Annotated in this window: 21 protein-coding genes and 1 pseudogene; 8 read left to right on the forward strand and 14 right to left on the reverse strand. The window is 71.1% G+C overall.

What is annotated here, in order from left to right; genetic code table 11:
* Positions 1 to 83 precede the first annotated feature (83 nt).
* The gene (locus OHA64_RS45380) at positions 84 to 983 is read right to left on the reverse strand and encodes a LysR family transcriptional regulator ArgP (RefSeq protein WP_405624385.1); all 900 of its coding nucleotides are present in this window, start codon (positions 981 to 983) and stop codon (positions 84 to 86) included.
* A 69-nt stretch (positions 984 to 1,052) separates the two neighbouring features.
* Here OHA64_RS45380 and OHA64_RS45385 point away from each other — a divergent pair, with 69 nt between their 5' ends.
* Together OHA64_RS45385 and OHA64_RS45390 are read left to right on the forward strand one after the other, a co-directional pair.
* Positions 1,053 to 1,670 (forward strand): LysE/ArgO family amino acid transporter, encoded by a 618-nt coding sequence (locus tag OHA64_RS45385; RefSeq protein WP_405623102.1) that lies wholly within the window; start codon positions 1,053 to 1,055, stop codon positions 1,668 to 1,670.
* 93 nt (positions 1,671 to 1,763) lie between these two features.
* The gene (locus tag OHA64_RS45390; RefSeq protein ID WP_405623103.1) at positions 1,764 to 3,083 is read left to right on the forward strand and encodes an MFS transporter; all 1,320 of its coding nucleotides are present in this window, start codon (positions 1,764 to 1,766) and stop codon (positions 3,081 to 3,083) included.
* Positions 3,084 to 3,134: 51 nt separating this feature from the next.
* On the opposite strand, the gene OHA64_RS45395 is transcribed toward OHA64_RS45390, so the two are convergent.
* The 3 genes and pseudogenes from OHA64_RS45395 to OHA64_RS45405 all read right to left on the reverse strand — a co-directional run bounded on the left by OHA64_RS45395 (position 3,135) and on the right by OHA64_RS45405 (position 5,608).
* Complete coding sequence (locus OHA64_RS45395) at positions 3,135 to 3,590, reverse strand: cyclic nucleotide-binding domain-containing protein (protein WP_405623104.1); 456 nt, start codon at positions 3,588 to 3,590, stop codon at positions 3,135 to 3,137.
* A 291-nt stretch (positions 3,591 to 3,881) separates the two neighbouring features.
* A pseudogene (locus OHA64_RS45400) lies at positions 3,882 to 5,326 on the reverse strand (aminotransferase class I/II-fold pyridoxal phosphate-dependent enzyme).
* A gap of 60 nt (positions 5,327 to 5,386) precedes the next feature.
* The gene (locus OHA64_RS45405; protein WP_405623105.1) at positions 5,387 to 5,608 is read right to left on the reverse strand and encodes a hypothetical protein; all 222 of its coding nucleotides are present in this window, start codon (positions 5,606 to 5,608) and stop codon (positions 5,387 to 5,389) included.
* A gap of 200 nt (positions 5,609 to 5,808) precedes the next feature.
* Between OHA64_RS45405 and OHA64_RS45410 the strand changes: the two genes are divergently transcribed.
* The 5 genes from OHA64_RS45410 (at position 5,809) to OHA64_RS45430 (ending at position 9,118) form a co-directional block, all read left to right on the forward strand.
* Positions 5,809 to 6,252: an ATP-binding protein gene (locus OHA64_RS45410; protein WP_405623106.1), complete on the forward strand. Its 444-nt coding sequence runs from the start codon at positions 5,809 to 5,811 to the stop codon at positions 6,250 to 6,252.
* A gap of 181 nt (positions 6,253 to 6,433) precedes the next feature.
* A complete protein-coding gene (locus tag OHA64_RS45415) occupies positions 6,434 to 7,291 on the forward strand; it encodes a SigB/SigF/SigG family RNA polymerase sigma factor (RefSeq protein ID WP_405623108.1) in 858 nt (285 codons plus the stop codon).
* A 20-nt stretch (positions 7,292 to 7,311) separates the two neighbouring features.
* Positions 7,312 to 7,536 carry a DUF5133 domain-containing protein gene (locus OHA64_RS45420; RefSeq protein ID WP_405623109.1) on the forward strand — a complete coding sequence of 75 codons (225 nt, stop codon included), beginning with the start codon at positions 7,312 to 7,314 and terminating at the stop codon, positions 7,534 to 7,536.
* Positions 7,537 to 7,820: 284 nt separating this feature from the next.
* The gene (locus OHA64_RS45425) at positions 7,821 to 8,654 is read left to right on the forward strand and encodes a DUF1206 domain-containing protein (protein WP_405623111.1); all 834 of its coding nucleotides are present in this window, start codon (positions 7,821 to 7,823) and stop codon (positions 8,652 to 8,654) included.
* A 29-nt stretch (positions 8,655 to 8,683) separates the two neighbouring features.
* On the forward strand, positions 8,684 to 9,118 hold the full coding sequence (locus tag OHA64_RS45430) for a hypothetical protein (RefSeq protein ID WP_405623113.1): 435 nt from the start codon (positions 8,684 to 8,686) through the stop codon (positions 9,116 to 9,118).
* A gap of 46 nt (positions 9,119 to 9,164) precedes the next feature.
* Here OHA64_RS45430 and OHA64_RS45435 read toward each other — a convergent pair whose 3' ends face one another.
* The 8 genes from OHA64_RS45435 to OHA64_RS45470 all read right to left on the reverse strand — a co-directional run bounded on the left by OHA64_RS45435 (position 9,165) and on the right by OHA64_RS45470 (position 18,289).
* The gene (locus OHA64_RS45435; RefSeq protein WP_405623116.1) at positions 9,165 to 11,411 is read right to left on the reverse strand and encodes an FUSC family protein; all 2,247 of its coding nucleotides are present in this window, start codon (positions 11,409 to 11,411) and stop codon (positions 9,165 to 9,167) included.
* Positions 11,412 to 11,576: 165 nt separating this feature from the next.
* Positions 11,577 to 12,953: an NAD(P)/FAD-dependent oxidoreductase gene (locus OHA64_RS45440; RefSeq protein ID WP_405623118.1), complete on the reverse strand. Its 1,377-nt coding sequence runs from the start codon at positions 12,951 to 12,953 to the stop codon at positions 11,577 to 11,579.
* A gap of 210 nt (positions 12,954 to 13,163) precedes the next feature.
* A complete protein-coding gene (locus OHA64_RS45445) occupies positions 13,164 to 14,882 on the reverse strand; it encodes a PP2C family protein-serine/threonine phosphatase (protein ID WP_405623119.1) in 1,719 nt (572 codons plus the stop codon).
* A complete protein-coding gene (locus OHA64_RS45450) occupies positions 14,879 to 15,925 on the reverse strand; it encodes a SpoIIE family protein phosphatase (protein WP_405623121.1) in 1,047 nt (348 codons plus the stop codon). Before OHA64_RS45450 ends, OHA64_RS45445 begins: the two co-directional genes overlap by 4 nt.
* Positions 15,925 to 16,362 carry an anti-sigma regulatory factor gene (locus OHA64_RS45455; RefSeq protein ID WP_405623123.1) on the reverse strand — a complete coding sequence of 146 codons (438 nt, stop codon included), beginning with the start codon at positions 16,360 to 16,362 and terminating at the stop codon, positions 15,925 to 15,927. Before OHA64_RS45455 ends, OHA64_RS45450 begins: the two co-directional genes overlap by 1 nt.
* Positions 16,362 to 16,781 carry an STAS domain-containing protein gene (locus OHA64_RS45460; protein WP_405623124.1) on the reverse strand — a complete coding sequence of 140 codons (420 nt, stop codon included), beginning with the start codon at positions 16,779 to 16,781 and terminating at the stop codon, positions 16,362 to 16,364. The genes OHA64_RS45455 and OHA64_RS45460 overlap by 1 nt, the downstream gene beginning before the upstream one ends.
* A complete protein-coding gene (locus OHA64_RS45465; protein ID WP_405623126.1) occupies positions 16,778 to 17,677 on the reverse strand; it encodes an STAS domain-containing protein in 900 nt (299 codons plus the stop codon). The genes OHA64_RS45460 and OHA64_RS45465 overlap by 4 nt, the downstream gene beginning before the upstream one ends.
* A gap of 186 nt (positions 17,678 to 17,863) precedes the next feature.
* Complete coding sequence (locus tag OHA64_RS45470) at positions 17,864 to 18,289, reverse strand: STAS domain-containing protein (protein ID WP_405623127.1); 426 nt, start codon at positions 18,287 to 18,289, stop codon at positions 17,864 to 17,866.
* Between the two features lie 370 nt (positions 18,290 to 18,659).
* On the opposite strand from OHA64_RS45470, the gene OHA64_RS45475 reads away from it, so the two are divergent.
* A complete protein-coding gene (locus OHA64_RS45475) occupies positions 18,660 to 18,986 on the forward strand; it encodes an STAS domain-containing protein (protein ID WP_405623129.1) in 327 nt (108 codons plus the stop codon).
* 71 nt (positions 18,987 to 19,057) lie between these two features.
* Here OHA64_RS45475 and OHA64_RS45480 read toward each other — a convergent pair whose 3' ends face one another.
* Entirely contained in the window at positions 19,058 to 21,511 is a 2,454-nt protein-coding gene (locus OHA64_RS45480) for a SpoIIE family protein phosphatase (protein WP_405623130.1), read from the reverse strand.
* Complete coding sequence (locus OHA64_RS45485) at positions 21,508 to 25,785, reverse strand: HAMP domain-containing protein (RefSeq protein ID WP_405623131.1); 4,278 nt, start codon at positions 25,783 to 25,785, stop codon at positions 21,508 to 21,510. Before OHA64_RS45485 ends, OHA64_RS45480 begins: the two co-directional genes overlap by 4 nt.
* Between the last annotated feature and the right edge of the window lie 131 nt (positions 25,786 to 25,916).

Consider the following 25,916-nt stretch of genomic DNA (forward strand, 5'->3'; position numbering starts at 1 on the left):
CCATCGCGGCTCAGTCGGCGGACGGTCGCCCGTGCGCCTTCTCGCCCAAAGGCCGTCAGGCCGAAAGCCCGCACCGCGCACCGCTACCCGCGCAGCGTCTCCGCGGCGGTTGTCGCCACCGCCTTCGCGACCGCGGCCAGTGCCGGTGAGTCGAGCTTCCACTGCTGCCAGTACAGCGGCACGTCGACCGTGCGCTCCGGCGCCAGGGGGACGAGGCGGCCCGCGTTCAGCAGGGGCCGCGCCTGTACCTCGGGCACCAGTCCCCAGCCGAGACCGGCCGCCACGGCCTCGGCGAAGCCCTCGGAGGCGGGGACGTGGTGCCGCACCTGACTCGTCCCGTGCCGGCGGCCGCGCAGCCCGCGCACGAACGCGTCCTGGAGGTCGTCGTCGCGGTCGAAGGCGAGCACCGGCGCTGTCGCGAGCGCGTCCGGCAGCGGTCCGCCGAGATGCCGCGCGGCGAAGTCCGGGTTCGCCGCGGCCACATAGCGCATCCGCCCCAGTGCCCGCACCGAACAGCCCGCCACCGGATCGGCTGACGAGGTGACGGCGGCCATCACCAGTCCCTCCCGCAGCAGTTCCGCCGTACGGGTCTCGTCCTCGCGGCGCAGCTCGAAACAGAGCCGCAATTCCTGGGGGACCCGCGTGAGCGCCCCCAGGAACCAGGTCGACAGGGAGTCCGCGTTCACCGCGACCGTCACCCGGGTGGGCTCCGAGGCACCGCTCATCCCGAGCTCGGCGCGCGCGTCCCGCTCCAGCCGGGCCAACTGCCGGGCGAACCGCACGACCACCTCGCCGGACTCGGTGGGCCGCACCGGCTTCGTGCGCACCAGCAACACCCGCCCCGTGCGCTGCTCCAGAGCCTTCACCCGCTGGCTCACCGCCGACGGTGTCACATGCAGAACGGCGGCCGCCGCGTCGAACGTGCCCTCGTCCACCACCGCGAGAAGCGTCCGCACCTGGTCGACAGGAAGCTCGGTCATCATCACGACAGCTAATGGTACGTAAGAATCCTTAGCTGTACACGCAGTGATCGTTTCCCTAGCGTCGACGTCATGACCGCTTCCCTCTCCGCCGCGGCCGCCGGCTTCGGTACCGGCCTCTCGCTGATCGTCGCCATCGGGTCCCAGAACGCCTTCGTGCTGCGTCAGGGGGTCCGTCGCCACGCGGTCCTCGCCGTCGTCGGCATCTGTGCCCTGTCCGACGTTCTCCTCATCGCCCTCGGTGTCGGAGGGGTCGGCGCGGTGGTGGTCGCCTGGCCGGGAGCGTTGACCGCGATCGGCTGGATCGGCGGCGCGTTCCTGCTCGGGTACGGAGCCCTGGCCGCGCGTCGGGTGTTCCGGCCCGGCGGCGCCCTGCGTACCGAGGGGGAGTCGGAGGGATCGGTCCGGCGTGCGGTGCTCACCTGTCTGGCGCTGACCTGGCTGAACCCGCACGTGTACCTCGACACCGTCTTCCTGCTCGGTTCGGTCGCCGCCGACCGGGGCCCGCTGCGCTGGACGTTCGGGTTCGGAGCCGCCCTCGCCAGCCTGTGCTGGTTCGCCGCGCTCGGCTTCGGAGCCCGGCTGCTGGGCCGCTTCCTGACCCGCCCGGCCGCCTGGCGAGTCCTGGACGGCCTGATCGCCGCGACGATGATCGCCCTTGGCGTCACGCTCGTCGCGGGGACGACCTGATGTCCACAACCTGAGATATCGCGTCCCGACTCTCGGGCTCTGCTGCGATAGTGAACCCGGACCCGGTAGGTGTAACAAGCAACCAGGAAGCCCGTGGACACCAGCGAGAGCAGCAGCACCGAACCACAGACGGCCGCGGCGGAAAAGGCGGAAAAGGCCGAAGAGGCGAGACGGCCCCGGCGCGGCTGGCGCCGCTGGGCCATGGACACCCGCCCGCTGCGCATTCCGGCTTACCGCAGACTGTGGTCCTCGACGATCGTCACGGCCGTCGGCAGCCAACTCACCGCCGTCGCCGTGCCGAAGCAGATCTACGACATCACCGGGTCCTCGGCCTGGGTGGGCGCCGCGAGCCTCGCCGGGCTGCTGCCGCTGATCGTGTTCGCCCTGTGGGGCGGGGCGGTCGCCGACACCATGGACCGGCGCAAGCTGCTGCTGATCACCAACAGCGGTATCGCCGTCACCTCGGTCCTGTTCTGGCTCCAGGCCGTCAGCGGGCTCGACTCGGTGGCCGTCCTGATGGTGCTGCTCGCGGTGCGGCAGGCGTTCTGGGGACTGAACGCCCCGGCCCGCAACGCCTCCATCGCCCGCCTGGTGCCCGAGGACCAGCTGCCCGCCGCCAGTGCCCTCGGCTCCACCGTCATGCAGACCGGACAGGTCGTCGGACCGCTGCTCGCCGGTGTCCTGATCCCCGTCATCGGCCTGCCGGAGCTGTATCTCGTCGACGCCCTGGCGTTGTGCGTCACGGTGTGGGCGGTCTACCGGCTGCCCTCCCTGCCGCCTCTGGCATCGGCCTTGGCGCGCCGGGCGGGAGTGCGGGAGATCGTGGCCGGGTTCCGCTACATCTCCGCCCACAAGGTGCTGCTGCTGTCCTTCCTCGCCGACATCATCGCGATGGTCTTCGGTATGCCCCGCGCCCTGTTCCCGCAGCTCGCCTCCCAGACGTACGCCCCCTACGGCGAAGGACTCGCGCTCGGCCTCCTGTTCGCGGCGATCCCCATCGGCGCGGTGGTCGGCGGGCTGTTCTCCGGCACGTTCTCCCGGGCCCGTCGGCACGGCTGGATGGTCATCGGCGCGGTCGTGGCCTGGGGCGCCGCCATCACCGGCTTCGGCCTGAGCGACAGCCTGTGGCTCGCCGTCCTGTTCCTCGCCGTGGCCGGCGTCGCCGACATGGTCTCCATGGTCTTCCGCGGGGCGATCCTGCTGTCCGCGGCGACCGACGAGATGCGCGGCCGTATGCAGGGCGTCTTCACCGTCGTCGTCGCGGGCGGTCCGCGGCTGGCCGACGTCCTGCACGGCACGGCGGGCTCCGCGTTCGGCGCGCGCACGGCGGTCGTGGGCGGCGGGCTCCTGGTGGTGACCGTCATGCTGAGCCTGGCGTTCGCGGTCCCCGCGCTGCGCCGCTACCGGATCTGAACTGGGCGCCCTACCGGATGCCGTGCCACCTCCGGGTCTGACCCCGGCGCGCTACCGGCCGCTGCGGCGCTTCAACGCGTACTGCTCCATCAGCTTGCCCCGGGTCGTCTCCAGCCGATGCGCCAGGATCTCGGCCACGGTCCGCACCAGGATCATCCCGAGCTGTCGGTCCTCCTCGCACAGCCGGAGCACCGCCGCCGCGTCGAACTCGTAGGCGCGCACCGGGCTGAAGGCCTCCCCGCCGAAGTCCCACCGGTACGGCGGGAACAGCCAGGACCAGCCGAGCAGGTCACCCGCGCCGAGACTGGCGACCGTCACGCGCTGCTGGGACGTCACCTGCTGGGTCAGCGAGACCGCGCCCGAGCGGATGACCCAGAAACGGTCGGCCGTGCCGCCCGCCTCGAAGATCCGGGCGTCCTCGGCGAAGGAGACCTCCCGGGCCAGGGCCATCAGGCGCTGGCGCTGCGGCGGCGGAAGGGCGCTCAGCAGTTTGATCGCTTTGGTCATGGCACGGGGCTCCTCGCCGGCGACGGATTCCGGTTCTTCCCTACGTCCATTGGAGCGGCTCGCCACGCACCGGGCACCTCGGCGGACATGAGAATCGAACACGTTCGTGCGGGAACCGGCTCCGGGGCATTAAAAAGCCCTGGCTGGACGGGGGAGGCCAGCCAGGGCCGTTGAGCGGTGGCTCAGGAGGACGGTACGGTCGACTCCGTGGCCACGTATAAATGAACCGTAAACCACCCACCGTGCTGGTGCGAAGCCAAATGCGGGGCAAGTGACCTGTTTCACTCGGTGTCACTCTGTGTCACGGCTCAGGACCCTGATCGTCTCCATCTCGGAGTCGGTGGCGTCGGGGAGGTTCATGTCCGCGTCCAGTCCGGTACGCAGATGGCGCAGCACCGGCTCGCTCAGCCGCTCGCCGGGCAGCACCGCGGGAATGCCGGGCGGATACGGCGTGATCATCTCAGCCGCGACCCGCCCCGCGGCCTCGGACATCGGAACCTTCTCGGCGGGCCCGAAGAACGCGTCCCGCGGCAGGCGCGCCTGCACCATCCACAGCTCGCCGGGCGACGGCACCTCCACCCGCGGCGCCGGGCGCAGTTCGGGCGCGGCCCGCACCAAGTCCTGGAGCGCGGCGAGCAGTTGCCGGGTCGTCTCCCGGTCGTCGCCGTGGGTGATCTGCGCGCCGATCCGACGGTGGTCGGCCAGATGCACGTTGATGTCACGGTGCTCGCGCAGCCAGTCCGCCGCCTGGTACCCGGTGATCCCGAGCGCCTCGATGTCGATCACGGCGGGCAACGGGTCGAAGTCGTCGGCCACTCCCGCGCCGCAGAAGTCGTCCCGGTCGTTGACATGCATCCCGTCGAACTTCTCGATCTGCTCCCGCACCTCGGCGGCGAGCTCCAGCGCGCCGCCCATGAGTTCCTTGCCGTGCAGGGCCATCTGCCGACGCCACCCGTCGAGGCCCGCGTACAGCAGCACCGACGGACTGGTGGTGCCCAGCAGATCGGCGCGCATCCGCAGCAGGTCCGCCGGGACCAGGCCGCCCTGCAGATGGAAGACGGAACCCTGCTCCAGTCCGCTGCCCATCTTGTGGATGCTGGTCACGCAGATGTCGGCGCCCGCGTCCATGGCCCAGGACGGCAGATCGGGGTGGAAAGGCAGATGGGCACCCCATGCCTCGTCCACGATCAGCGGAACCGAACGACGGTGACAGACCTCGGCGACCGCCCGTAGATCCGCACAGGCGCCGTACGGCGTCGGGATGGGCGTCGAAGGCCGCGTCGAACTCGGCGGCGGACGGCGGATGCGCCAGACGCCGCCCGGCGTCCCATCGCGGCTCGACCCAGACGGGCTCGACACCGGACAGGATCAGTCCCGACACGACGGACTTGTGGGCGTCCCGTCCGATCAACAGCTTCTCGTGCTTCCCGGCGACGGCCAGCATCGCCGCCTTGACGGACAGGGAACTCCCGCACGTGGTGAAGAACGTGTGCTCCGCGTGCACGGCGTCGGCCATCAGTTCCTCGGCCAAGCACCCTGCCCCGGGTGAGCCGGTCGTCGAGTCCGCCCGAGGCCAGCACGTGCCCCAGGAAGACCGCGTCGCCGAGCACCTCCCGCACCGCGGGATCCGCGCCCCGGGCCTGCTTGTGACCCGGAGGCGCGAACGTCAGCCGCCCCTTGCGGCGATAGTCGGCCAGGGCTTCCAGAACGGGTGCGCGGGTGTGATCGATCGCCATGCGGCCCGGGTTCCCCATGCGGCGCCGATCGACGCGTGCGACGGGAGCCCGGGCCGAAGGTCACGTCTCTTCGGCGGACCTGCCCGGCGTCAGGATCTCGTCCAGCACCTTGAGCACGCTCTCGTAGACCACGCTCCGCACGGCCGCGTCCCGGGCACCGTCCGGATCGGTCATCCGAAGGTCCTCACGGCGGGTCCGCCACGCCCGCTCCTCCTCCTCGGCGCGGGCCCTGGCCCGCTGGATGCGCCGCAACAGCTCGTCTGAATCCACCACATCACTCATGGCAACCGCGTACCCGCTTCCGTCGCCCGAATGGCCCTGGGGTCCGCTCGGAACGAAAGGGTTTGGCCTGCCAGGGAGGGGTGAGCCGAAGTAGTGAGACCTGCGGGAGCCCGCCCGACGAGGGACGAATCCGCCGGGCCGGGGCCGCCACCGGTGACCCGAGCCGACCTCATACCTTCGGCAGTCAGGGAGTGAAAGGGATGTGCGAACAGCACAGGACCGAGTTCGTCCTCGAACCGTCGGCCGCCGAGCGGCGCGGCCGTGCTGGACCGTGCAAACCGGCCGAGGCGCGCAGGGCGGTGGAGCGGGCCGTCGTCGAACGCTGCCGTGCAACCGACTGCCCGTGCGACGCGGACGCCCTTTCCGACGCTCTGCTGGTCGCCTCGGAACTGACCACCAACGCGATCCTGCACGGCGGCGGGATCACGGACTTCCACGTCGACGTGGTGGGGCCCGGCGTACGCGTGTCGGTGAGCGACCGCAGTGACCGGCTGCCGGTGGTCGCCCCGCCGACGGACCGGCAGGGGCGCCGGCGGGTCGGTGGCCACGGCTGGCCCATCGTCTGTCGGCTGGCACGCGACGTCCGGGTGACCGACCTGCCGTCCGGCGGGAAGTGCATCACCGCCGTGGTCCCCCTGTCCTGACTCATTTCCAGGGATCGGAGTTTGGTCCCCGGGGTGCAGGGCAGACGCAATTTCGTGCTTCGGACCGGAGGCGCGCCAGCGGGAGCGGTGTGGCTGCTCCGGGGCCGTCAGGTCATCCGGGCGCGGCAACCCTCCCGCGGCAATTCCCTGAACCGACCGACCGCTTCAGGAGCGATTCCGCATGCTCATCGATATGTCGACCAGCCGTCCCGGCACGCCCGCTCAGCCGACCTCCCCGAACCGGCGCCGTCACGACGACGCCCCTGACACGGCCCTCCTCTTCACCCGGTTGGCCGCCTTGGAGGACGGTCCCGAACGGGACGCCGTCCGCGACGAGCTCGTCACCGCCTGGCTGCCCATGGCCCACCGGATCGCCGGCCGCTTCCGTGACCGCGGTGAGTCGGTCGAGGACCTGCGCCAGGTGGCCGCCCTCGGACTGGTGAAGGCGATCGACCGCTTCGAACCCGAACGCGGCGCCTTCGAGAGCTATGCCGTGCCCACCATCACCGGCGAGGTCAAGCGGCACTTCCGAGACCGGATGTGGGCGCTGCGCGTGCCCCGCCGGGTGCAGGAACTGCGCAACAAGGTGCGAGTGGCGCGCCGCGAACTGACCCAGAACCCGGGCTCTCCCGAGCCCTCGACGTCCGACATCGCCGCCCACACCGGGCTGACCGAGGACGAGGTCGCCACCGGGATGGAGGCCCTCGAAAGCTTCAGCACCCTGTCGCTGGACGCCGAGCTCTCGGCCGGCGAGGACGGCTACAGTCTCGCGGACACCCTGGGCGGCGCGGACACCTCGTACGACACCGTCGTCGACCGCGAGTCCGCCAAGGAAGGCCTGCGCAGGCTGCCCGAGCGGGAGCGCGCCATCCTCTACATGCGCTTCTTCGAGGACATGACGCAAAGCCGCATCGCCGACCAGCTCGGCATCTCCCAGATGCATGTCTCCCGTCTGATCAGCCGCAGTTGCGCCCGGGTGCGCGACGAGGCGCTGGGGGAGCGGGCCAACAGCCGCGGGCCCGGCGGGCGGGCCGTCTGAGTGGACGAGGAGCGAGTCGGATGCTGATGCCCCATCCCGGATTCCTGCGCGACGTCGTCGACGAGTACGAGGCACTGTCCGCCGAGGAGGCCGCCCGGGCGAGCGAGCCGAGCCCAAGGGCGCGCGACCTCGCCTACACGCTCTGCGTGTCCACCTGCACGCGGGACGTGAGAGTGGCGATGGAGGCCGCGCGACGTCTGCTCGCGGCCGGGCCGGAGTCCGAACGGGCCCGGTTGGTCGAATAAGTCGAACAACAGGAGACCGCGGGCGACGAGGCCCGCGGTAACGGGGGGAGCCGGAGAGGCTGCGGGCCGAGGTGTGTGATGTGCGCACCTCGGCCCGTGCCCTCCCGCTCACCTCCCGCTCACCAACCAGGTTCGCGGCATGCGCCAGAGGCGACACACGTGGCCCGGGGAGACGGCGGTCGTGAGACCGCGCGGGCCCGGCCCGCGGACTTCACCTCGAACACCACCCCATGCGCCGGGTGTGCCCGCTCGCGACCAGGGCAACCGGCCTTCAGGAGGATGACATGAACACGAGTGCCACGGTGCGCAGTGGTCGGATGGGCGCCCGCAGGATGGCGAGGGGATCGGCGGTGGAGAGCGGCGCGCGGGCGGGACTGACCGCGCGGGGCGTCATCTACCTCCTCGTCGGCGTCCTCGCGCTCCAGATCGCCTTCGGCGACGGCGGGAAGCAGGCGGACCGCGGCGGCGCCCTCGCCGAGATCTCCGAGAAGCCTTTGGGAGCCGTCCTGCTGTGGGCCCTCGGCATCGGCCTGATCGGCATGGCCCTGTGGCGACTGTCCGAAGTCGTCTTCGGATCGCTCGGACCGGACGGCCGCAAGGCCGGGAAACGCCTGATGGCAGCCGCGCGCTGTGTCTTCTACTCGTTCGTCGCCTACTCGGTGCTGTCCTTCGCCGCGGGTTCGGGCGGCAGCGGATCCAGCGACAAGCAGTCCAAGGACATCACCGCCCGGGCACTCGAGGCCCCCGGCGGGCAGTGGCTGGTGGGCGCGGCCGGCGTCGGCATCGTCGCCGCCGGTGTGTGGATCGCAGCCCGGGCGATACTGCGCAAGTACCACGACAAGATGAAGCTCGGGCAGATGTCCCCGCGCACCCGACGACTGGTGGACGTGACGGGCGTGGGCGGCGGCGCGGCCCGCGGTGTGGTGTTCGCCGTCGCGGGCGGCTTCGCCGTACGCGCCGCGGTCGACTACGAACCCGACAAGGCGAAGGGGCTGGACGACACCCTCCGCTCGTTCGCCGAGACCCCGCTCGGACCGCGGCTGCTGGTCTGCGTCGCCGTCGGGCTCGTGCTGTTCGGACTGTTCTCGTTCGCGATGGCTCGCTGGCGCAGGGTCTGAACCGGCCCTACCCGGGGAACCCGCACAGGATGAACGAACCCGAGCTTCCGCCCGACGGCCGGCCCGTGGACGTCTACCTGGGCCTGCTGCGTATCCGTATGGACACCGAGGACTACGACCTGCTGCTCAGCGTGGTCGAACCGGTCCTCAGGGCCATCGAGGAGGAACGCCTGCCCGCGCTCGACTTCGCGCTCGACGAGGACCGTCCCGGCGGGCTGCCCCAGGAGGTCCGCGACGAGGCCGCCCTGGTCATCGCCACCGCGGTGACGGGACGGCTGGACAACGAGGTGGTCGAGCTGGACATCGACGACGACACCGGACCGGTCCGGGTGGTCACCGACGCGGCCACCGCGTCCGATCCGGTGCGCCTGGGTGAAATCGCCGACTACATCCGCGAACGGCAGCAGATGAACGACGAGCTGCGGGGCATCGCCGAAGCCAGTGACCTGCCCACGGACATCTGACGGACCCGGACCCTGAACCCCGGGTACCCGAGGCACGCGCCCGTCGTCACCGCCGCGGCTCGGCCACCGGAACGCCCAGCGGCCGGGCCAGACCGGCCACGGTCTCGTCCAGACGCTGCAGATGCCGCAGCACCCGGTCGGTGATCCGGCCGTACCTCGGGCTGCCCGGCACGTCCGGCTCCAGCAGCGAGGCGATGCTCGGCCCGGTCTCGATCTCGACCGGCGCCTGCTCGTCGGCCAGACGCGCGGCGATCGCCCCGATGTTGTGCGCGATGCGCCGCCCGGCCCGGCGCAGCCGAGGGTCGGCCGCTATCGACGGATGCGTGGGCAGCAGCTCTGCCGTCGCCGCCAGCGAACGCGCGTGATACGCGCAGCTCTCCAGCAGCGCGACGACATACCGGGCGGTGTCGCGCCGGGCCCGCAGCGGCGTGACCGGGTGGGTGAGCGGCTGGGTGGCCGCCCGTAGATCCGCCAGCGCCTGGTCCAGGTCGCGGGCCTGGTCGAGCAGATCGACCGGAGGCCCGCCGCTGAGCTGGTCCACCGCCGTCTCGGTGACGTCCCCGAGTCGGTCCAGGACGGTGACCAGCAGGTCGTTCGTACGGCGATGGGTGTGCACCGGCAGCACGAACGCCGCCGCCACGATCCCGCAGGCCGCGCCGAGCGCCGTCTCCTCCACGCGCAGCACGAGCACCGAGAAGGTGTAGGTGTGCAGCAGGGTGTACAGCAGCCCCAGTGCCGCGGTGACGAAGAAGGACATCAACGTGTACGACAGGGGCGCCGTGTAGAACATCGCGAAGACGAACACCAGCACCAGCGCGAACGCCGTCCAGGTGTGCTGGCCGACCAGGCCCGCCAGCACGATGCCCGCCACCACGCCCAGCACGGTGCCCACCAGCCGCCGGTAGCCCTTGACCAGGATCTCGCCCGTGGACGCGGTGTTGATGAAGACGATCCAGCAGGTCAGCACCGCCCAGTACCAGCGCTGGCTGGAGAGGAACTCACCGCCGACGATGGCGAGCGAGGACCCCACCGCGACCTGGACGGCCGCCCGGGTGGTGGGCCGGCGCAGCCCGGTGGCCTCGTCGTCCTCGCGGTCCTCGTCCTCGCCGGCGTCGATCGCCGCGTCCTCGGCGTCCAGCTCCTCCCGCGAGCGGGCCGTCGCCGGTGTGTCGTCCGACTCGTCCTGCGCACCACCCAGCGCGATCCGCAGCCCCAGCACCGCGCGGGCGGCCTCGCCGACGCCCCGGAACACGTCCTGGACGACCGTCGGGGCGGCCGGCAGATTGTCCTCGTCGCGGTAGCCGATCAGCCGGTTGCGCACATGGGACAGCGCGGTCCCGTTCTCGGACACCGGCCGCAGCACCAGCATCCGCAGTGCGTCGAGATCCCGGCGCAGGGTGGCGGTCGCCTCGTCGCGCTCCGGCAGGGGAGTGCCCGCCGGGACGGGGGCGCCCGGCAGGTGCATGGTCAACGTGTCGGCCCGCTCGGCGCTGCGCGCGGTCAGCAACAGCAGGCCCAGCCGCTCGGCGGCGATCTCGGCGTCCGCGATCCGGCGTTGCAGCAGCCGGGCCGTGGCCTTGTCGGCGGTGCCCTCCTCCAGCCGGCCCTGGATCATCATCGCCGTCTCATGCAGCCGGGCGGTGCCGTCGCGCACGTCCTCCAGGGCCTTCTCCAGCTCGTCCGGACCGGCGTCGAGCAGATCGACCTGCGCGGACACCAGCTGGGCCAGCCGGGCCCGGAACGCCTCGCGCAGCCGCTCCAGGATGCCCGCGGGCGTCTCGGGCACGAGCACGAAACGCACCAGCGCGCTGCTCGCGAAGGCGATGCCGAGGACGCCGTACAGCTCCGGAAGGCCGGAGACGGCGACGCCGACGAACAGGGACAGGAAGTAGGTCTGGAAGCCGATCAGGCCGAGCGCCGTGCCGCGGTCGCCGAACCGGCGGCCGTAGACCGCGCAGAAGATGAGGACGACGAAGAAGGCGTCTCCGCCCACCACCCGGGAGCTGAGAACCGCCCCCAGTGTCACGGACGCCAGCGCGACGGGCAGCCCGAGCGCGAGGGTCACGGCCTGTTGCCCGCGCTGCTTCTCCCGGATGGCGAAGGTCGCGACCATGGCCGCCATGGCCCCCGCCACCAGATGCGTGACGTCGGAGCCGAGCAGGCCGAGCACCGTGATCGTGAGGGCGATGGCGCCCACCGTTCTGAGGCCCGCGGCCAGTCGCAGGAGTCCGGGATCGGACGCCGCGACGCCGTCCCGTAGTCGTGCCCGGACCGACTGTCCCGCTGCCTTCACGCCGCCGTACTCATTCCCGTGTCACGTCATGATCTCCGGCTCAGCATGTCATGACAGGGCGGACCGCCTGCGTCCGGCCTTGTCGCTCCCGTGACCGCGACCGACCGCCGACCGTCAGAAAACGATCGGCGGTCGGGAATCGCCCGCGTCAGGTGAGCCGGATCGTCACTGCTCCAGCCGTACTGAGCCCTCCACATGGGCCTGCACCTGTTCCGGCTTCAGATACGAGTCGGTGTACTCGAAGTCCTTCAGCTTGGCGGGCTTGCGGGCCTGGAAGCCGGTGCGGACGAAATCGTCGCCGGCGATCGCGTTGAGCACCCAGTTCGTCATCACGCGCGTCTTGGCGACACCCGTGCGCAGTGCCTGCCAGTGGTAGCCGCGCGCCACGGCCTGCGCGGGCAGTCCGCGCAGTTCGATGCCGAGCGGCTTGGACACGGCGTCCTTGCCGCCGAGGTCGACCACCAGACCGAGGTCCTTGTGGACGTACGGGTTCAACGGCTGGTTGCGCAGGGCCGCCATGACGTTGTCGGCGACGTGCCTGCCCTGCCGCATCGCGTGCTGTGCGGTGGGCGGGCACACCGCGCCCTCCTCGCCCTTGGCCTCGTCGGGCACCGCGGCGGCGTCGCCGAGCGCGAACACCCCGTCGTGACCCGCCAGGTTCATGTCGGCGGTGACCGCGAGCCGCCCGCGCACCGTCTCCGCGCCGAGCGTGGCGATGAGGGGACTGGCAACCACACCGGCGGTCCAGATGAGGGTCCGGGTGGGGATCACCCGCCCGTCGGTGAAGGTGACCTCCTCCGGACCCGCCTTGGCGATGGAGACACCGAGCGAGATCTCGATGCCCCGCCTGCGCAGGATCTCCTGCGCGCTGCTGCCGAGCTTGTCGCCCAGTTCCGGCATCAGCTTCGGGGCGATGTCGATCAGATGCCACTTGATCAGCCCCGGGTCCAGCCGGGGGTAGCGCTTGACGGCGGCGTGCGTCAGACGCTGCAGGCAGGCCGCGGTCTCGGTGCCCGCGTAGCCGCCGCCGACCACCACGAACTGCAACCGGGAAGCCCGCTCCGCCGGGTCCTGGCTCGCGTCGGCCAAATCGAGCTGCGAGATGACGTGGTCGCGGACGTAGGCGGCCTCGGCGAGGGTCTTCATGCCGAAGGCGTTATCGGTGAGGCCGGGGATGTCGAAGGTGCGGGTGATGCTGCCGGGGGCCAGCACGATGTAGTCGTACGGCTCGTCGACGATCTGGTCGGTGATGGTGCGGATGACGCAGACCTTCGACTTGAGGTCCACGCCGATCGCGCCGCCCGGAATGATCCGGGTGCGGTACTTCTTGCTGCGGCGCAGCGAGACGGCGATCGACTGCGGCGTCAGTACGCCGGAGGCGACCTGGGGCAGCAGAGGAAGGTACAGCTGGTAGGCGAACGGCGTCACCAGCGTGACGTCGGCCTCGTCGGGGGAGAGTTTCCGTTCCAGACGGCGCACGCACTCCACACCGGCGAAACCTGCTCCAACCACCAGGATCCTGGGTCGTGTCACGGTGTTCATCCCTTTCTGCGGCTCCAGGCGGTCTGCCTCGAACGCCATTCGCCTGCCCGTGGATCGCTGCTTCGCACCTCATTGATCCAACCGGATGCCGACCGTCCCGCCGGGCCACGGCGGGCAGACGAACGCGTCGATCACCACCATGCCCGCCCGGCCGCCGAAGCGCACCGGGGCGGGAGGGAAAGAAGAGGAGAGAATTTCGCGGACGAGACCTCAGGCGCGCAGGTGACAGAGCAGCAGACACACGTCGTCGTCGCGCTCTGAGTCGCTCAGCAGCGGGGTGAGGATCCGGTCCGCCGCGCCGTCCAGATCCGCGTCCAGCTCCGCCGAGCCGAACGTCCCGAGCGCGTCCGCCAGGCGCTCGATGCCGGGGTCTATGCCCTGTGCGCGCCGCTCCACCAGTCCGTCGGTGTACAGAGCCAGCGTGGAGCCTGGAACCAGCGGCGCGGTGTGGTCGGCGATCACCTGCCGCAGCGGGATGCCGAGCATCGCGCCGGGTTTGGCGTCCAGCGTGTGCACGTGTCCGTCCGGGGTACGCAGCACGGGCGGTGGATGGCCCGCCGCCGCCCAGGTCAGGGTGGGATCGCCGGGCCGGAACCGTGCGATGACCGCGGTGGCGTACAGATCGGGCTGGAGATGGTGCAGGAACGTGTGCAGTCGGGTCAGCAACTGGCCGGGGCTGCCGCCGTCCACGGCATAGGCGCGCAGTGCGGTACGCAACTGGCTCATCATCACGGCCGCGTGCAGACCGTGTCCGGTGACATCGCCGATGACGGTGATCAGACTGCCGTCGGGTTGCCGGAAGGCGTCGTACCAGTCGCCGCCGATGTTGAGCCCGTGCGTGGCCGGAAGGTAGCGGGCGGCCAGACTGAGGCCCGACGTGGTCGGCAGGTCCGTGAGCAGCGCGCGCTGCAGAGTCTCGGCGATGTCGCGGTTGTGCTCGAAACGCCGGGCGTTGTCGATGGCGATGCTGGCCCGTCTGGTGAGCTCGATCAGCATCACGGCGTCGTCCGGGTCCCAGCTCCCGCCCGGCGGGGACAGGGTCAGCACGCCCAGCGGCGCACGGCGCGTCGGCAGCGGGACGCACAGGAGGGGCCGGGCGGGATCCAGCGCCGAGGGCGGCTGGTCGTCGACGCCGGGCAGGCCTCCCGGGTGGTCGGCGGCGTACTGGGGACGCCCGGTGCGGGCGGCGCGCACGGCGGCCGCCGGATGCGGGGCGGGCGGGTGCCGGTCGCCGTCGCCGTCGAACAGCCAGACGTCCACGCTGTGGGCGTACTCGGGCACCAGCAGGTCGGGCAGCCGGCGCACGATCTCGTCGTGGTTGAGGGAGGCCGTCAGCACCGCGCTGGCGTCCGCCAGGAAGGTCAGCCGGCGCCGGGCGCTCTCCGCCTCGGTGCGCGCCTTGCGTTCGGCGGCGAAGGCCTCCCGCTCGGCACGTCCCGCGGCGTCCAGTTCGGCGTGCAGGGCGAGCACGCCCTGGTTCGTCTGGTGCAGTTCCTCACGGTGGAAGGCGACCAGGTCCTCCTGCTCGGTGAGTTTCTCCAGCACCAGCGCGGTGTCCTCGTCGGCGCCGAGCAGGGCCTCCGCCAGGACCGCGGGGTCGGCGGCGACCGTGGCGGCACCGGCCGCGTCCTTCGCCTCGGGGCAGCGGACCGTTGTCCGCCACGGAGGGTGCGCGGCGGCGGCACCCGTGCCGTCGGCCGGGGTCACCAGCGCGTGCAGGAGCCCGTCCTCGCCGGGCGCGGCCGTGACGTCCAGGGTGAGCCACCAGGTGCCGCCCTTGGTGAGGCACTGCCGCAGATGCGCGCTGAGCGCGCTGGTCAGGCGGGTGCGGTCGAGAGCGGACACCCCGTGCGCGGCGGCCAGCCGGGCGGTGGCGATCCTGGCCCGGGCCGCGTCGAGGGCGGTGGCGATCGGCAGACTTGGGGTCATCGATCCTCCGACGGGGTCGGAGCCAGCACCGCCACGGCGGTGTCGTCCCGCACCGGCCGGGCGGAACTGCTCGCGTCACGTAGGGTCACGGCGGCCACGACGGCGGGGTCGGCCGCCAGCAGGCTCGGGTCGGACGGGGCCGTCCAGCGGCTGGGCAGGCCGTCGCTGTGCAGGATCAGCATGCGGTCGGCCGCCCAGGGCATACGTTCCTCACGCTGTGTGGCGTGCCGGTGGACGCCCACGATCCCGGGCCGTGACAGCAGCGAACGCCAACGGTCGCCCTCGCGGAGCCGGGCCCCGATGTTGCCGATGCCGGCGAACCGCAGCACCCCCGCGCGGGTGTCGACCTGGGCCACCGCGACGGCCGCCCCCCTGGTGCCGTGCAGTGCCGAGTCCAGGTGGACCAGCGCCTCGGCGGGCGGGAGGTGGGCCGAGCCGTGCAGGGCCCGCGTCGCGGCCGTCGAGGCTCGGGCCGCCTCGGGACCGTGGCCCAGTCCGTCGGCCATCATCAAAGTCAGCAGGTCGCCCGACCGGGCCCACGCCCAGGCGTCGCCCGAGTACTCCGCCCCGGCGAGAGGGACGTTCACCCCACCTACCCGTACCGGTGCGGCCGGGTCGGCCTCCTTCGTGCGGGTGCCGATCCGGGCCAGCGCCACCGTGCCCCGCCCCGGCACGCTGTACAGACCGAAATCGTCCGCTATACGGCGGCACGTGCCGAGCCCGGCGCCCAGGGAACGCGCCGTCGAATAACCGTCACGCAGGGCCACGCGGACGTCGGCCATGCCCTGCCCGTGATCGATCGCGGCGATCTGCACCGTCATCGGGGCTCCCTCCTCGGGCAGCGGCGGGTCCACGACGTCGATGAGGACCTGTCCGCCTCCGGCGTGCTTGAGCAGGTTGGTCGCCAGCTCGGTCGCCACCAGCGCGGCGGCCGCCGTACGAGGCTCGTCGAGCCCCGCGCGGACGGCCGCGCGCTCGGCTGCCACCCTCACGTCACGCACCCGGGTGGAGTCGTGCACCGGGATGTCCCACACGCGCGGCATCAGTGCTCCTCGCGCGGCCGCGGTACCGACGCCCAGGAGACCACCGTGACCTTGGTGCCGACCCCCGGAGTGCTGTCGACGGCGAACTCGTGCACCAGCCGCCGCGCGCCGCCCAGCCCCATCCCCAGACCGCCGCCGGAGGTGTAGCCGTCGCTCAGCGCCCGCTCCAGGTCCGGGATGCCCGGTCCCTCGTCGGAGAAGGTCAGCCGCAGCCCGCGGGCCCGTCCGCTGGTGACGGGAGCGGTCTCCAGCTGTCCGCCTCCGCCGTGCACGAGGGTGTTGCGGGCCAGTTCACTGGCCGCGGTGACCACCTTGGTCTGCTCCACCAGACCGAAACCCAGCAGGCCGGCGGCGTGCCGTACATGCTGTCGCACCCACACCAGATCCATGTCCGAACGGATCGGCAGGCAGGCCTCGACGCCTGCGGCTGTGTTCATCACCGGCTCTCCCGGCGCCGGCCGCCGGAGCGGGTGTCGGGATCCAGTCCCGCGAGGAGGTCCATCGCCGCCTCGGTGGTGAGCGCGGTACGCAGTCCGGGGAGCGTCAGCCCCAGCTCCACCAGCGTGATCGCGACCGCCGGACGCATACCGGCCACCACGGTCCGCGCGGCCAGCAGCCGGGCCTGCGCCGCGATCTCGGCCAGCACCCGCCCGAGGAAGGAGTCGACGATCTCCACCCCGGAGATGTCGATGACCACCCCGGTCACCCCGGTGCTGACGATGGTCTCGCCGAGGTCCTGCTGCAACTGCTGTGCCGCACTGTCGTACAGATCCCCCTGGAGGGTGACCAGGAGGACGTCGCCGAGCCGTAGGACCGGCACATGGCCCGTGACGGGCCGGGAGAAGTCATGGCTCACCGTGAACTCGCACCGCCGGGCGCCGCGTTGACGATGTTGGCTCCCAGCTCGTGCAACGCGTACGCCAGGGCGTCGGCCAGGCTCGCGCGGGTCAGCACGGTGCCCAGGTCCAGGCCCAGGTGCACGATGGTCTGCGCGATCGCCGGACGGATACCGGAGACGACGCACTCCGCGCCCATCAGCCGGGCGGCCGCGACCGTCTTCATCAGATGCTGGGCCACCAGCGAGTCGACCGTCGGCACACCGGTGATGTCGAGGATCGCGAACCGGGCGTGCTGGTCGACGATGGCCTCCAACAGCGTCTCCATCACCACCTGGCTGCGGGCGCTGTCGAGGGTCCCGATCAGCGGCACCGCCACGATGCCGTCCCACAGCTTGATGACCGGCGTGGCCACTTCCATCAGCTGCAGCTGCTGCCGCTCGATCAGGGCCTGCCCCTCGCTGAGCGCCGTCTCCAGCACCACCAGCCTCAGGGTGCCCATCAGCACGGTCAGCGCGGTGGTGCATTCCCGGACCCGGTCCGTGTCGTCCTCGGGGAGGTCGGCGAGCAGCAGGCTCTCGACCGGCGGACGCAGCGCGTTCACGTCGTTGGACACCTGCGCGGTGGTGAAACCGGCCCGGGAGCGGGCCGCGCCCATCCGCGACAACTGCTCGCGCACCACGGTGAATCCGGCGGAGTCGGGATCGTGCACCAGGCCCGTGTCGGCGACCTGGGCCAGCGCCTCGACGACGATCCTGCCCGCTTCCACCGCCTCGTCCCGCGAGACGGTGAACACCGTCCGGAAGAGGGGTTCGTCGGCCCACCGCTGGGCGATCTGCTCGGTACGGCTGCGCAGGAAGTCCGCGACCTCCAGCGCCGGCGATCCGTGCTGCCCTACCGTTTCGTGCTCCGGCACCTGTATTGCTCCTCAGAGTCCTCGTCGTCGTTTCGTCGCACCGAACCCGCTGGAGGCAACGAGACGGCGTGGTGACCCTGCCGGGCGACCACTGTAACCATGCCCCCACCTCGCAGGACACCGCGTCCCGTGCCAAACGATCAGGTGGGCGACAAGTGCTCGGACGGCCTTGGGCCGCCCGTCGGATCAGGTCTGGGGTCCGTCCTGCCGGACCTTCTCCTCCGCGTCCGCGTCGTCCGCGTCCGCCTCGTGCGCGTCGGCCCGGGAGAGCGCCTCGTCGAGGCTTTCGGACACCGGGACCGTGATGCTCACGCCGGTCAGGTCCAGGATCCGACGTACCGCCGGCGTGGGGGAGATGATGTGCACGCTGCCCGGTATGTCGCGGGCCTGCTGGTACACGCGCAGGATGATGTTCATGCCGGACGAGTCCATGAACGGGACGGCCGACAGGTCGAGCAGGAAGTGCCGTCGGCCGTGGTGGAGTTGGTTGGCCAGGTGATGCTGGAACTCCGTCGCGGTGTCTACGTCCAAGTAGCCCTCGACCGAGATCAGGGCCACGTCCTCCCGAGGCAGGCTGACCTCGACGGACAAGGGGTTCTGGGCAATGGACACGAGTACCTCCACAAGTCTTACGGCCAGGGCTGGTTACCCCTGTGCGCGGCTTCGATGCACACCGATTCCGACGGTGTCCCGTGATCAAACTCTCAGCGGTCCGGCGGGCGGCGGGAGGCACCGTCCACAGGCCCACGCCATGGGCCGCGGTTGCCGCGTCTCATCCTCTGCCTTTCCGCCGTCGCTCGTCGTCTGTCACCGCCCCGCGTTTACCCCCGAATCCACCTGGTATGCGGAGGAGGTGTGCGGGCCGTTCGCCGGAGCACCACACAAGTGGCTTCGACCGAATCCCGCACCTGTGAGACGGTGGTCGGTGCCCACCCGGCCCGGCAACGGGCCTCAAGCCCCGACGAGAGGGGGCCCCAAAAAGATGGGCGCGTACATCTCACTGCGCCGTGACGGCACTTCGGCCCTGGTGACGGTCGACACGGACATCGACCACCAGTCCCGCCCGCACCTCGAGTCCGCCGCCGACAACCTGCCGGACACCGTCCGCGACCTCACCCTGGACCTGGGTCACGTGGTCTTCGTGGACAGTGCGGTCCTGCACGTGATCCGCGGCATGCAGCGGGCCGTCGACCGCAACGGCGGACAGCTGTGTGTGGCCGGGCTGACCGGCCAGCCCCGCAGAATGCTCCGGCACGCCGCGGACCTGTGGCCCGAGGCGGACTGGGACACGTACCTGCGAGCCTGCTGAACCCGGCGGCTCCCTTTCCGCCGGACTCTCCGGCGGACCCCCATCGCACGTCCGGACATCCGTCGGAACCGTCAGCCCACCCGGATACCGACGAGACAGGTGTCGTCGTCGGTGTCCGACCTGCTGTAGGTGAGCAGTCGGTCCAACTGCTGGTCGAGTGTCCTGGGCACCGTACGAGCGGTGGTCAGCAGATGTCGCAGCGACTCCTCCACGGAACGGTCCCGGCGCTCGATCAGACCGTCGGTGTACATCAACAGGGTGTCCCCGGCCGCCAGTTGTACCTCGGTCTCCTCGTAGACCGCGTCCGGTACGGCACCGAGCAGCATGCCCTTGACCAGAGGCAGGGGCGCGGCCTCCGCGGCCCGCACGAGCACCGGCGGGAGATGACCCGCTCGCGCCCAGCGAAAGGTGTGGCGGGAGGGGTCGTACAGTCCGCAGATCGCCGTGGCGGTGACGGCGCCGGTGAGGTGGTGCGCCACGATGTTGAGCCACGACAGCAGCTGCCCCGGCCCGGCACCGGTGACGGCCAGCCCGCGCAGTGCGTTGCGCAGCACGACCATGCTGGTGGCCGCCCCTATCCCGTGCCCCGCCACGTCACCGACGCACAGCAGCACCATCCCGGACGGCAGCACCACGGCGTCGTACCAGTCGCCGCCCACGAGCTGCTCGGTCTCCGCGGGCCGGTAACGGACCGCCACCTGGAGATCGGGCACCTGCAACGGATCCTGGGTGGGCGGCATGATGGCGTGCTGCAACTGCAGGGTCAGCCGGTTGCGTTCGGTGGCCTGCTGTTCGCTGTGCGCGAGTTGGTCGCGGGTGGCCGCGAGCGCGACCTCCGTCCAGTGCTGCGCCGAGATGTCCTGGTAGGCCCCGCGGACGGCGAACAGCCGGCCGTCCGTGTCCAGCACCGGTTCGGCGACCACCCGGATGTGCCGGGTCACCCCGTCGGGCCGCTGCAGCCGGAACGCCGTGGACGCCGGACGCCGTCGGTGCAGCAGCGTCCGCAGGAACCTGCGGATGGCGCCGGTGTCGTCCGGATGGGCATGGGCCGGGAGTTCCTCCAGCGGCACGGGGGCGCTCGTCTCGGAGAGGCCGTACAGGTCGAAGAGCTGACCGTTCCAGGTGATCTCGCCGGTCAGCAGGGTCTCCTCGAACCCGCCGATCCGTCCGAGCCGTTGGGCGTGCTGCAACAGGCTCGCCAGCCGGGCCGTCTCGTCCTCGATGCGCCACAGCAGCAGGACGGCGCTGCCGTGCCGGCTGACGCTGATGTCGGCGACCGCCGAGAGCGGGACCTGGTCGACGAGGGCGGTGAGGTTCATCCGGCGCGCGCGGAAGGGCTCGCCCGTCGCGTACACCCGCTCCACCCGTTGGAAGAGCTCGCTCTCCCCGGCGGCCATCGGGTAGGCCTCCAGTAACAGAGCGCCGTTCACGACGGCACGCGGCCGGCCCGCCGGATCGAGGAAACGGCTGTTCGCGTGCTGGATACGGAAGTCCACCAGGTGACCGGAGCCGTCGAACTGCGGCACCAGGACCAGGGCGGGATCGTGCAGTCCGTCCGTCAGGTCCATCAGCTCCGCGGCGTCCGGCAGCACCCCGGGCTCTTGCGCGGAGCCGTTGAGCACGGTGTACGTCTCCAGTGTGTGTGCGCACAACTCGGCGAGCGCCTCCACCTGACGGACGATCCGCTGCGGTTGGGGCGCGAGCGGTGTGGGCCAGACGATCTCCAGGACGCCGTGCACGCGCCCGCCGGTCCCCGCGGGCAGCGCCACCCGGCCACCGTCCGGATGGTGGTGCCCGCCGATGCTGGGCAGACCGGTCCGCGCGAGGGAGGCGATCCAGTGCCCACCGCGCTCGGTGAGGCCGCGCCGCGCCACCGTCGCCACGTCCGGCGGCACATAGCGCCAGCGCGCCGCCTCGACCGGGGAGAACCCGGCGCTGCCCGCCAGCGTGAGGGAGCCGTCGGGGCCCGCCGCCCAGATGGCCACGGCCACCGCCCCGAGAGGCTGCAACGCCTGCTGCAGCAGGGAGTCCGCGACGGCCTGGGTGTCGTCCGCGGCCAGCGCACCGCTCTCGGCGGCCCGCAGCCGTACGGCGGGCGAGTCGCCCGCCGGTTCCGCGGTGGCCGAGGTGGCGGCGAGGAAGGCGTCCGTCACCTCCGACATCCGGTCCCGGGCAGCCTGGTTGATGACCTCGACCGCGAACTCCAGCGGTGTCACCTTCGCCTGCTCGGCCAGCTCCGCGAGCTGACGGGCGGCCTGCGCGGGGCCGCACTGCAGACGTTCGACCAGGATGCCCTTGGCGAGCTCGATCAGAGCCCGCCCTTCGGCCTCCGCCTGGGCCGCCCGCACCTCGCGGCGCAGCCGCTCGACGGTCGCGGCCAGCCTCCCCACGGGGGAGGCCGGGGGGACGGCCCCCTCGGAGCCGGCGGACCGGCCCTCGGGAAGAGGCGGGGGAGCGGCTGCGGACCCGGGAGACGCCTCCGCGTCGCCGTGCTCCCGCGGGTGCTCGGAACTCGGTGGCCTCATGCGGACAACCACCGGCGGACGCAGGCGATCAGGTCCCGGGTGTCGACGGGCTTGGTGACGTAGTCACTGGCGCCCGAGGCGAGGGACTTCTCCCGGTCGCCGGGCATCGCCTTCGCGGTGACGGCGATGATGGGCAGTCCGACGTACTGGGGCATCCTGCGGATCTCGGCCGTGGCCGTGTATCCGTCCATCTCCGGCATCATCACATCCATCAGTACGAGCGCGATGTCCGGGTTGTCGACCAGGGCCTCGATGCCCTTGCGGCCGTTGTCGGCGTGCAGGACCCGGAAACCGTGCAGTTCGAGGATCCCGCTCAGCGCGAACAGGTTGCGCGCGTCGTCGTCGACGACGAGCACGGTACGGCCGGCGAACGAGTCGTCGACCGCGTGGGGCGTCAACTGCTGTGGTTCCTCCGCACGCACCAGGGACAGCACGTCCCCGGGCTCCTCCGCCGAGAGGTGCAGCGCGATGCGCTCGCGCAACTCGTCCAGGCTGGACAGGAACTCCAGGGCCCCGCCCGCCGCGCGGGACCGCAGGGTCTCCTCCGTGGCCAGGTCGGCCCGGTGACCGCTGTGCACCAGCACCGGAACACTCGCCAGGGCGGAGTCGCCCTGCAGGGCCTCCAGGAACCGGGAGGCCTCACCGTCCGGCATGCCCAGTTCGAGTACGACGCAGTGGTACGGCTCGTCCGCCAGTGCCCCCGCGGCCTCCTGCGCCCCGACGGCGGTGATGATGTCGACCGCGGCCCCCGCCCCGCTTCCGTCCCGGCTGTGCGCCACGTCCGCGACCACACTTTCGGCGACGAGGGTCAGCAGCCCGCGAGAGCGCTCCTCCACCACGAGCAGACGGCGTCGACGCTCCCCGGCACCGGCCGGGAGCCCCGCCGCCTGACGACCTCTCAGAGCGTGGGGGTCGAGTGCGGTGTCCGGCGCCTTCTGCAGCGGCGGGTCACTGCTCACCAGCTCCTCGAAGTCGGGACGCGCCACCGGGAGGAACAGGGTGAACGTGCTGCCCTGACCCGGCGTGCTGTCCACCGTGACCGCGCCACCGAGCAGATGTGCGATCTCCCGGGTGATCGACAGACCGAGCCCGGTGCCCCCGTACTTCCGGCTCGTCGTGCCGTCCGCCTGCTGGAACGCACCGAAGATCGTCTCCAGCTGCTGCTCCGGAATGCCGATCCCGGTGTCCTTCACCCGGAAGGCCACGACGGTGCTGTTCCGCAGCACGCCCTGGGGCACCTCGTCGTCCGCCGCGGGCTCGACACGCAGCTCCACACTGCCCTGTTCGGTGAACTTGACCGCGTTGGACAGCAGGTTGCGCAGTACCTGACGCAACCGGGACTCGTCGGTCAGCAGGTCCGCGGGCGCGCCCGGGGCCGTGGTCACCGTGAAGTCCAGGCTCTTCTGCGTCGTCATCGGCCGGAAGGTGGCCTCGACGTAGTCGATGAGCTGGCGCAGGGAGACGACCTCCGGCGCCACGTCCATCTTTCCGGCCTCGACCTTCGACAGATCGAGGATGTCGTTGATCAGCTGGAGCAGGTCCGACCCCGCGGAGTGGATGATGCCCGCGTACTCGACCTGCTTCGGCGTGAGGTTGCGCGAGGGGTTCTGGGCCAGCAACTGGGCCAGGATCAGGAGGCTGTTGAGCGGGGTGCGCAGCTCGTGGCTCATGTTCGCCAGGAACTCCGACTTGTACTTCGAGGCCAGCGACAACTGCTGTGCACGGGCCTCCAGTTCCTGACGGGCCTGCTCGATCTGGAGGTTCTTCGCCTCGATGTCCCGGTTCTGCGCCACCAGCAGCGAGGCCTTCTCCTCCAGCTCCGCGTTGGAGTGCTGCAGTTCCTCCTGCTGTTCCTGCAACTCCGCCGACCTGGCCTGGAGTTCGGCCGTGAGGCGTTGCGACTCGCCCAGGAGCTCGTCGGTGCGGGCGTTGGCGACGATCGTGTTCAGGTTGACGCCGATGGTCTCCATGAGCTGTTCCAGGAAGTCCTGGTGGATCTGTGTGAACGCGGTGACCGAAGCCAGTTCGATCACGCCGAGGACCTGGCCCTCCACCACGATGGGGAGCAGCACGAGCGCGGTGGGCACCACCTGGCCGAGCCCCGAGGAGATGGTGACGTAGTCGGGCGGCAGTTCGTCCACCGTGATCGTGCGGCGGCTGCGCGCGGCCTGGCCGACCAGGGTGCGGCCGAAGGCGATCCGGGTGGGCCTGCTGTCGTCGTCGGGATAGCCGTAGGAGCCGACGAGCCGGAGTTCGGGGCCGTCGTCACTCTCCTCGGCGAGGTAGAAGGCGCCGTACTGCGCCGATACCAGCGGAACCAGCTCGTCCATGATCAGTTCGGCCACGACGGGGAGGTCGCGGTGGCCCTGCACCAGGCTGGAGATCCGGGCGAGGTTCGTCTTGAGCCAGTCCTGCTCCTGGTTGGCCCGGGTGGTCTCGCGCAGCGACCCGACCATGGAGTTGATGTTGTCCTTGAGTTCGGCGACCTCGCCGGACGCCTCCACGGTGATCGAGCGCGTCAGGTCCCCCTCGGCGACGGCGCTCGCCACCTCGGCGATCGCGCGCACCTGGCGGGTCAGGTTGCCCGCGAGTTCGTTGACGTTCTCGGTGAGACGCTTCCAGGTACCCGACACGCCCTCGACCTCGGCCTGTCCGCCCAGGCGTCCCTCGGTGCCGACCTCGCGGGCGACGCGGGTGACCTCGTCGGCGAAGGCGGAGAGCTGGTCGACCATCGTGTTGATCGTCGTCTTCAGTTCGAGGATCTCGCCGCGGGCGTCGACGTCGATCTTCTTCGACAGGTCGCCCTTGGCCACGGCGGTCGTCACCAGCGCGATGTTGCGCACCTGGCCGGTGAGGTTGTTCGCCATCGAGTTGACGTTGTCGGTGAGGTCCTTCCACGTGCCGGCCACGTTCGGTACGTGCGCCTGTCCGCCGAGACGTCCCTCGGTGCCGACCTCGCGGGCGACGCGGGTGACCTCGTCGGCGAAGGCGGAGAGCGTGTCGACCATGGTGTTGATGACGTCCGCCAGGGCCGCGACCTCCCCCTTGGCCTCGACCGTGATCTTCTGCGAGAGGTCACCGCGGGCCACGGCGGTGGCGACCTGGGCGATCGAACGGACCTGACCGGTCAGGTTGGACGCCATCACGTTGACGTTGTCGGTGAGGTCCTTCCAGGTGCCCGAGACGCCCCGGACCTGGGCCTGTCCGCCGAGGTTTCCGGCGGTGCCGACCTCGCGGGCGACGCGGGTGACCTCGTCGGCGAAGGCGGAGAGCTGGTCGACCATCGTGTTGAGGGTGTTCTTGAGTTCGAGGATCTCGCCGCGGGCGTCGACGGTGATCTTCTGGGAGAGGTCACCCTCCGCGACGGCGGTCGCCACCTGGGCGATCTTGCGGACCTGTGAGGTCAGGTTGCCCGCCATGAAGTTCACCGAGTCGGTGAGGTCGCGCCAGGTGCCCTTGACGCCCTTGACGTCGGCCTGTCCGCCGAGGCGTCCCTCGGTGCCGACCTCGCGGGCGACGCGGGTGACTTCGTCGGCGAAGGCGGAGAGCTGGTCGACCATCGTGTTGATGGTGTTCTTGAGTTCGAGGATCTCGCCGCGGGCGTCGACCGTGATCTTCTGGGAGAGGTCGCCCTGGGCGACGGCCGTCGTCACCTGGGCGATGTTGCGGACCTGCCCCGTCAGGTTCCCCGCCATCCCGTTCACGGAGTCCGTGAGGTCGCGCCAGACACCGGCGACGCCCGGCACCTGCGCCTGTCCGCCGAGCTGCCCCTCGCTGCCGACCTCGCGGGCGACGCGGGTGACCTCGTCGGCGAACGCGGAGAGCTGGTCGACCATCGTGTTGACGGTCTCCTTCAGCTGGAGGATCTCGCCCCGCGCGGGGACGTCGATCTTCTGGGACAGGTCGCCCTTCGCCACCGCCGTGGCCACCTGGGCGATGTCGCGCACCTGTGTCGTCAGGTTGCCCGCCATGGCGTTGACGGAGTCCGTGAGATCGGCCCATGTGCCCGAGACACCCGGTACTTCCGCCTGTCCGCCGAGCGTTCCCTCGGTGCCCACCTCGCGGGCCACCCGAGTGACCTCGGAGGTGAACACGGACAACTGGTCGACCATGCCGTTGAAGACGGTGGCGATGTCGCCCATGAGGCCCTGGCCGTCGTCCGGCAGGCGGGTGCCGAAGTCCCCGTCCCGGACCGCCGTCAGCCCCGCCAGGAGCTGTCTGAGTTCGTGATCTCCCGGGACCGCATCAGCGACCTCGGTGGTGTTGGTGGTCATGCGCACCCTCGTTCCGCTCCCCAAGAGTCCCCGCGGCCGGGGACTCGGAACCAAGTCGGGCCGCCGGGCGGCCCTCCGCAAGTAATACATGCGTTTCCGCAGTTCACGGAACCGCGCGATGAGAAAGACGA

It is taken from the genome of Streptomyces sp. NBC_00076, from assembly GCF_045041235.1.
Taxonomy (GTDB): domain Bacteria; phylum Actinomycetota; class Actinomycetes; order Streptomycetales; family Streptomycetaceae; genus Streptomyces.

Bases quoted from the DNA above. Each gene is read 5' to 3' on its own strand.
- OHA64_RS45420 (WP_405623109.1), top strand. From the start codon at position 7,312: ATGCTGATGCCCCATCCCGGATTCCTGCGCGACGTCGTCGACGAGTAC.
- OHA64_RS45455 (WP_405623123.1), bottom strand. From the start codon at position 16,362: ATGAACACAGCCGCAGGCGTCGAGGCCTGCCTGCCGATCCGTTCGGAC.
- OHA64_RS45480 (WP_405623130.1), bottom strand. From the start codon at position 21,511: ATGAGGCCACCGAGTTCCGAGCACCCGCGGGAGCACGGCGACGCGGAG.
- OHA64_RS45430 (WP_405623113.1), top strand. From the start codon at position 8,684: ATGAACGAACCCGAGCTTCCGCCCGACGGCCGGCCCGTGGACGTCTAC.
- OHA64_RS45450 (WP_405623121.1), bottom strand. From the start codon at position 15,925: ATGCCGCGCGTGTGGGACATCCCGGTGCACGACTCCACCCGGGTGCGT.
- OHA64_RS45410 (WP_405623106.1), top strand. From the start codon at position 5,809: ATGTGCGAACAGCACAGGACCGAGTTCGTCCTCGAACCGTCGGCCGCC.
- OHA64_RS45380 (WP_405624385.1), bottom strand. From the start codon at position 983: ATGATGACCGAGCTTCCTGTCGACCAGGTGCGGACGCTTCTCGCGGTG.
- OHA64_RS45440 (WP_405623118.1), bottom strand. From the start codon at position 12,953: ATGAACACCGTGACACGACCCAGGATCCTGGTGGTTGGAGCAGGTTTC.
- OHA64_RS45415 (WP_405623108.1), top strand. From the start codon at position 6,434: ATGCTCATCGATATGTCGACCAGCCGTCCCGGCACGCCCGCTCAGCCG.
- OHA64_RS45425 (WP_405623111.1), top strand. From the start codon at position 7,821: ATGAACACGAGTGCCACGGTGCGCAGTGGTCGGATGGGCGCCCGCAGG.
- OHA64_RS45405 (WP_405623105.1), bottom strand. From the start codon at position 5,608: ATGAGTGATGTGGTGGATTCAGACGAGCTGTTGCGGCGCATCCAGCGG.
- OHA64_RS45395 (WP_405623104.1), bottom strand. From the start codon at position 3,590: ATGACCAAAGCGATCAAACTGCTGAGCGCCCTTCCGCCGCCGCAGCGC.
- OHA64_RS45445 (WP_405623119.1), bottom strand. From the start codon at position 14,882: ATGACCCCAAGTCTGCCGATCGCCACCGCCCTCGACGCGGCCCGGGCC.
- OHA64_RS45385 (WP_405623102.1), top strand. From the start codon at position 1,053: ATGACCGCTTCCCTCTCCGCCGCGGCCGCCGGCTTCGGTACCGGCCTC.
- OHA64_RS45485 (WP_405623131.1), bottom strand. From the start codon at position 25,785: ATGACCACCAACACCACCGAGGTCGCTGATGCGGTCCCGGGAGATCAC.
- OHA64_RS45475 (WP_405623129.1), top strand. From the start codon at position 18,660: ATGGGCGCGTACATCTCACTGCGCCGTGACGGCACTTCGGCCCTGGTG.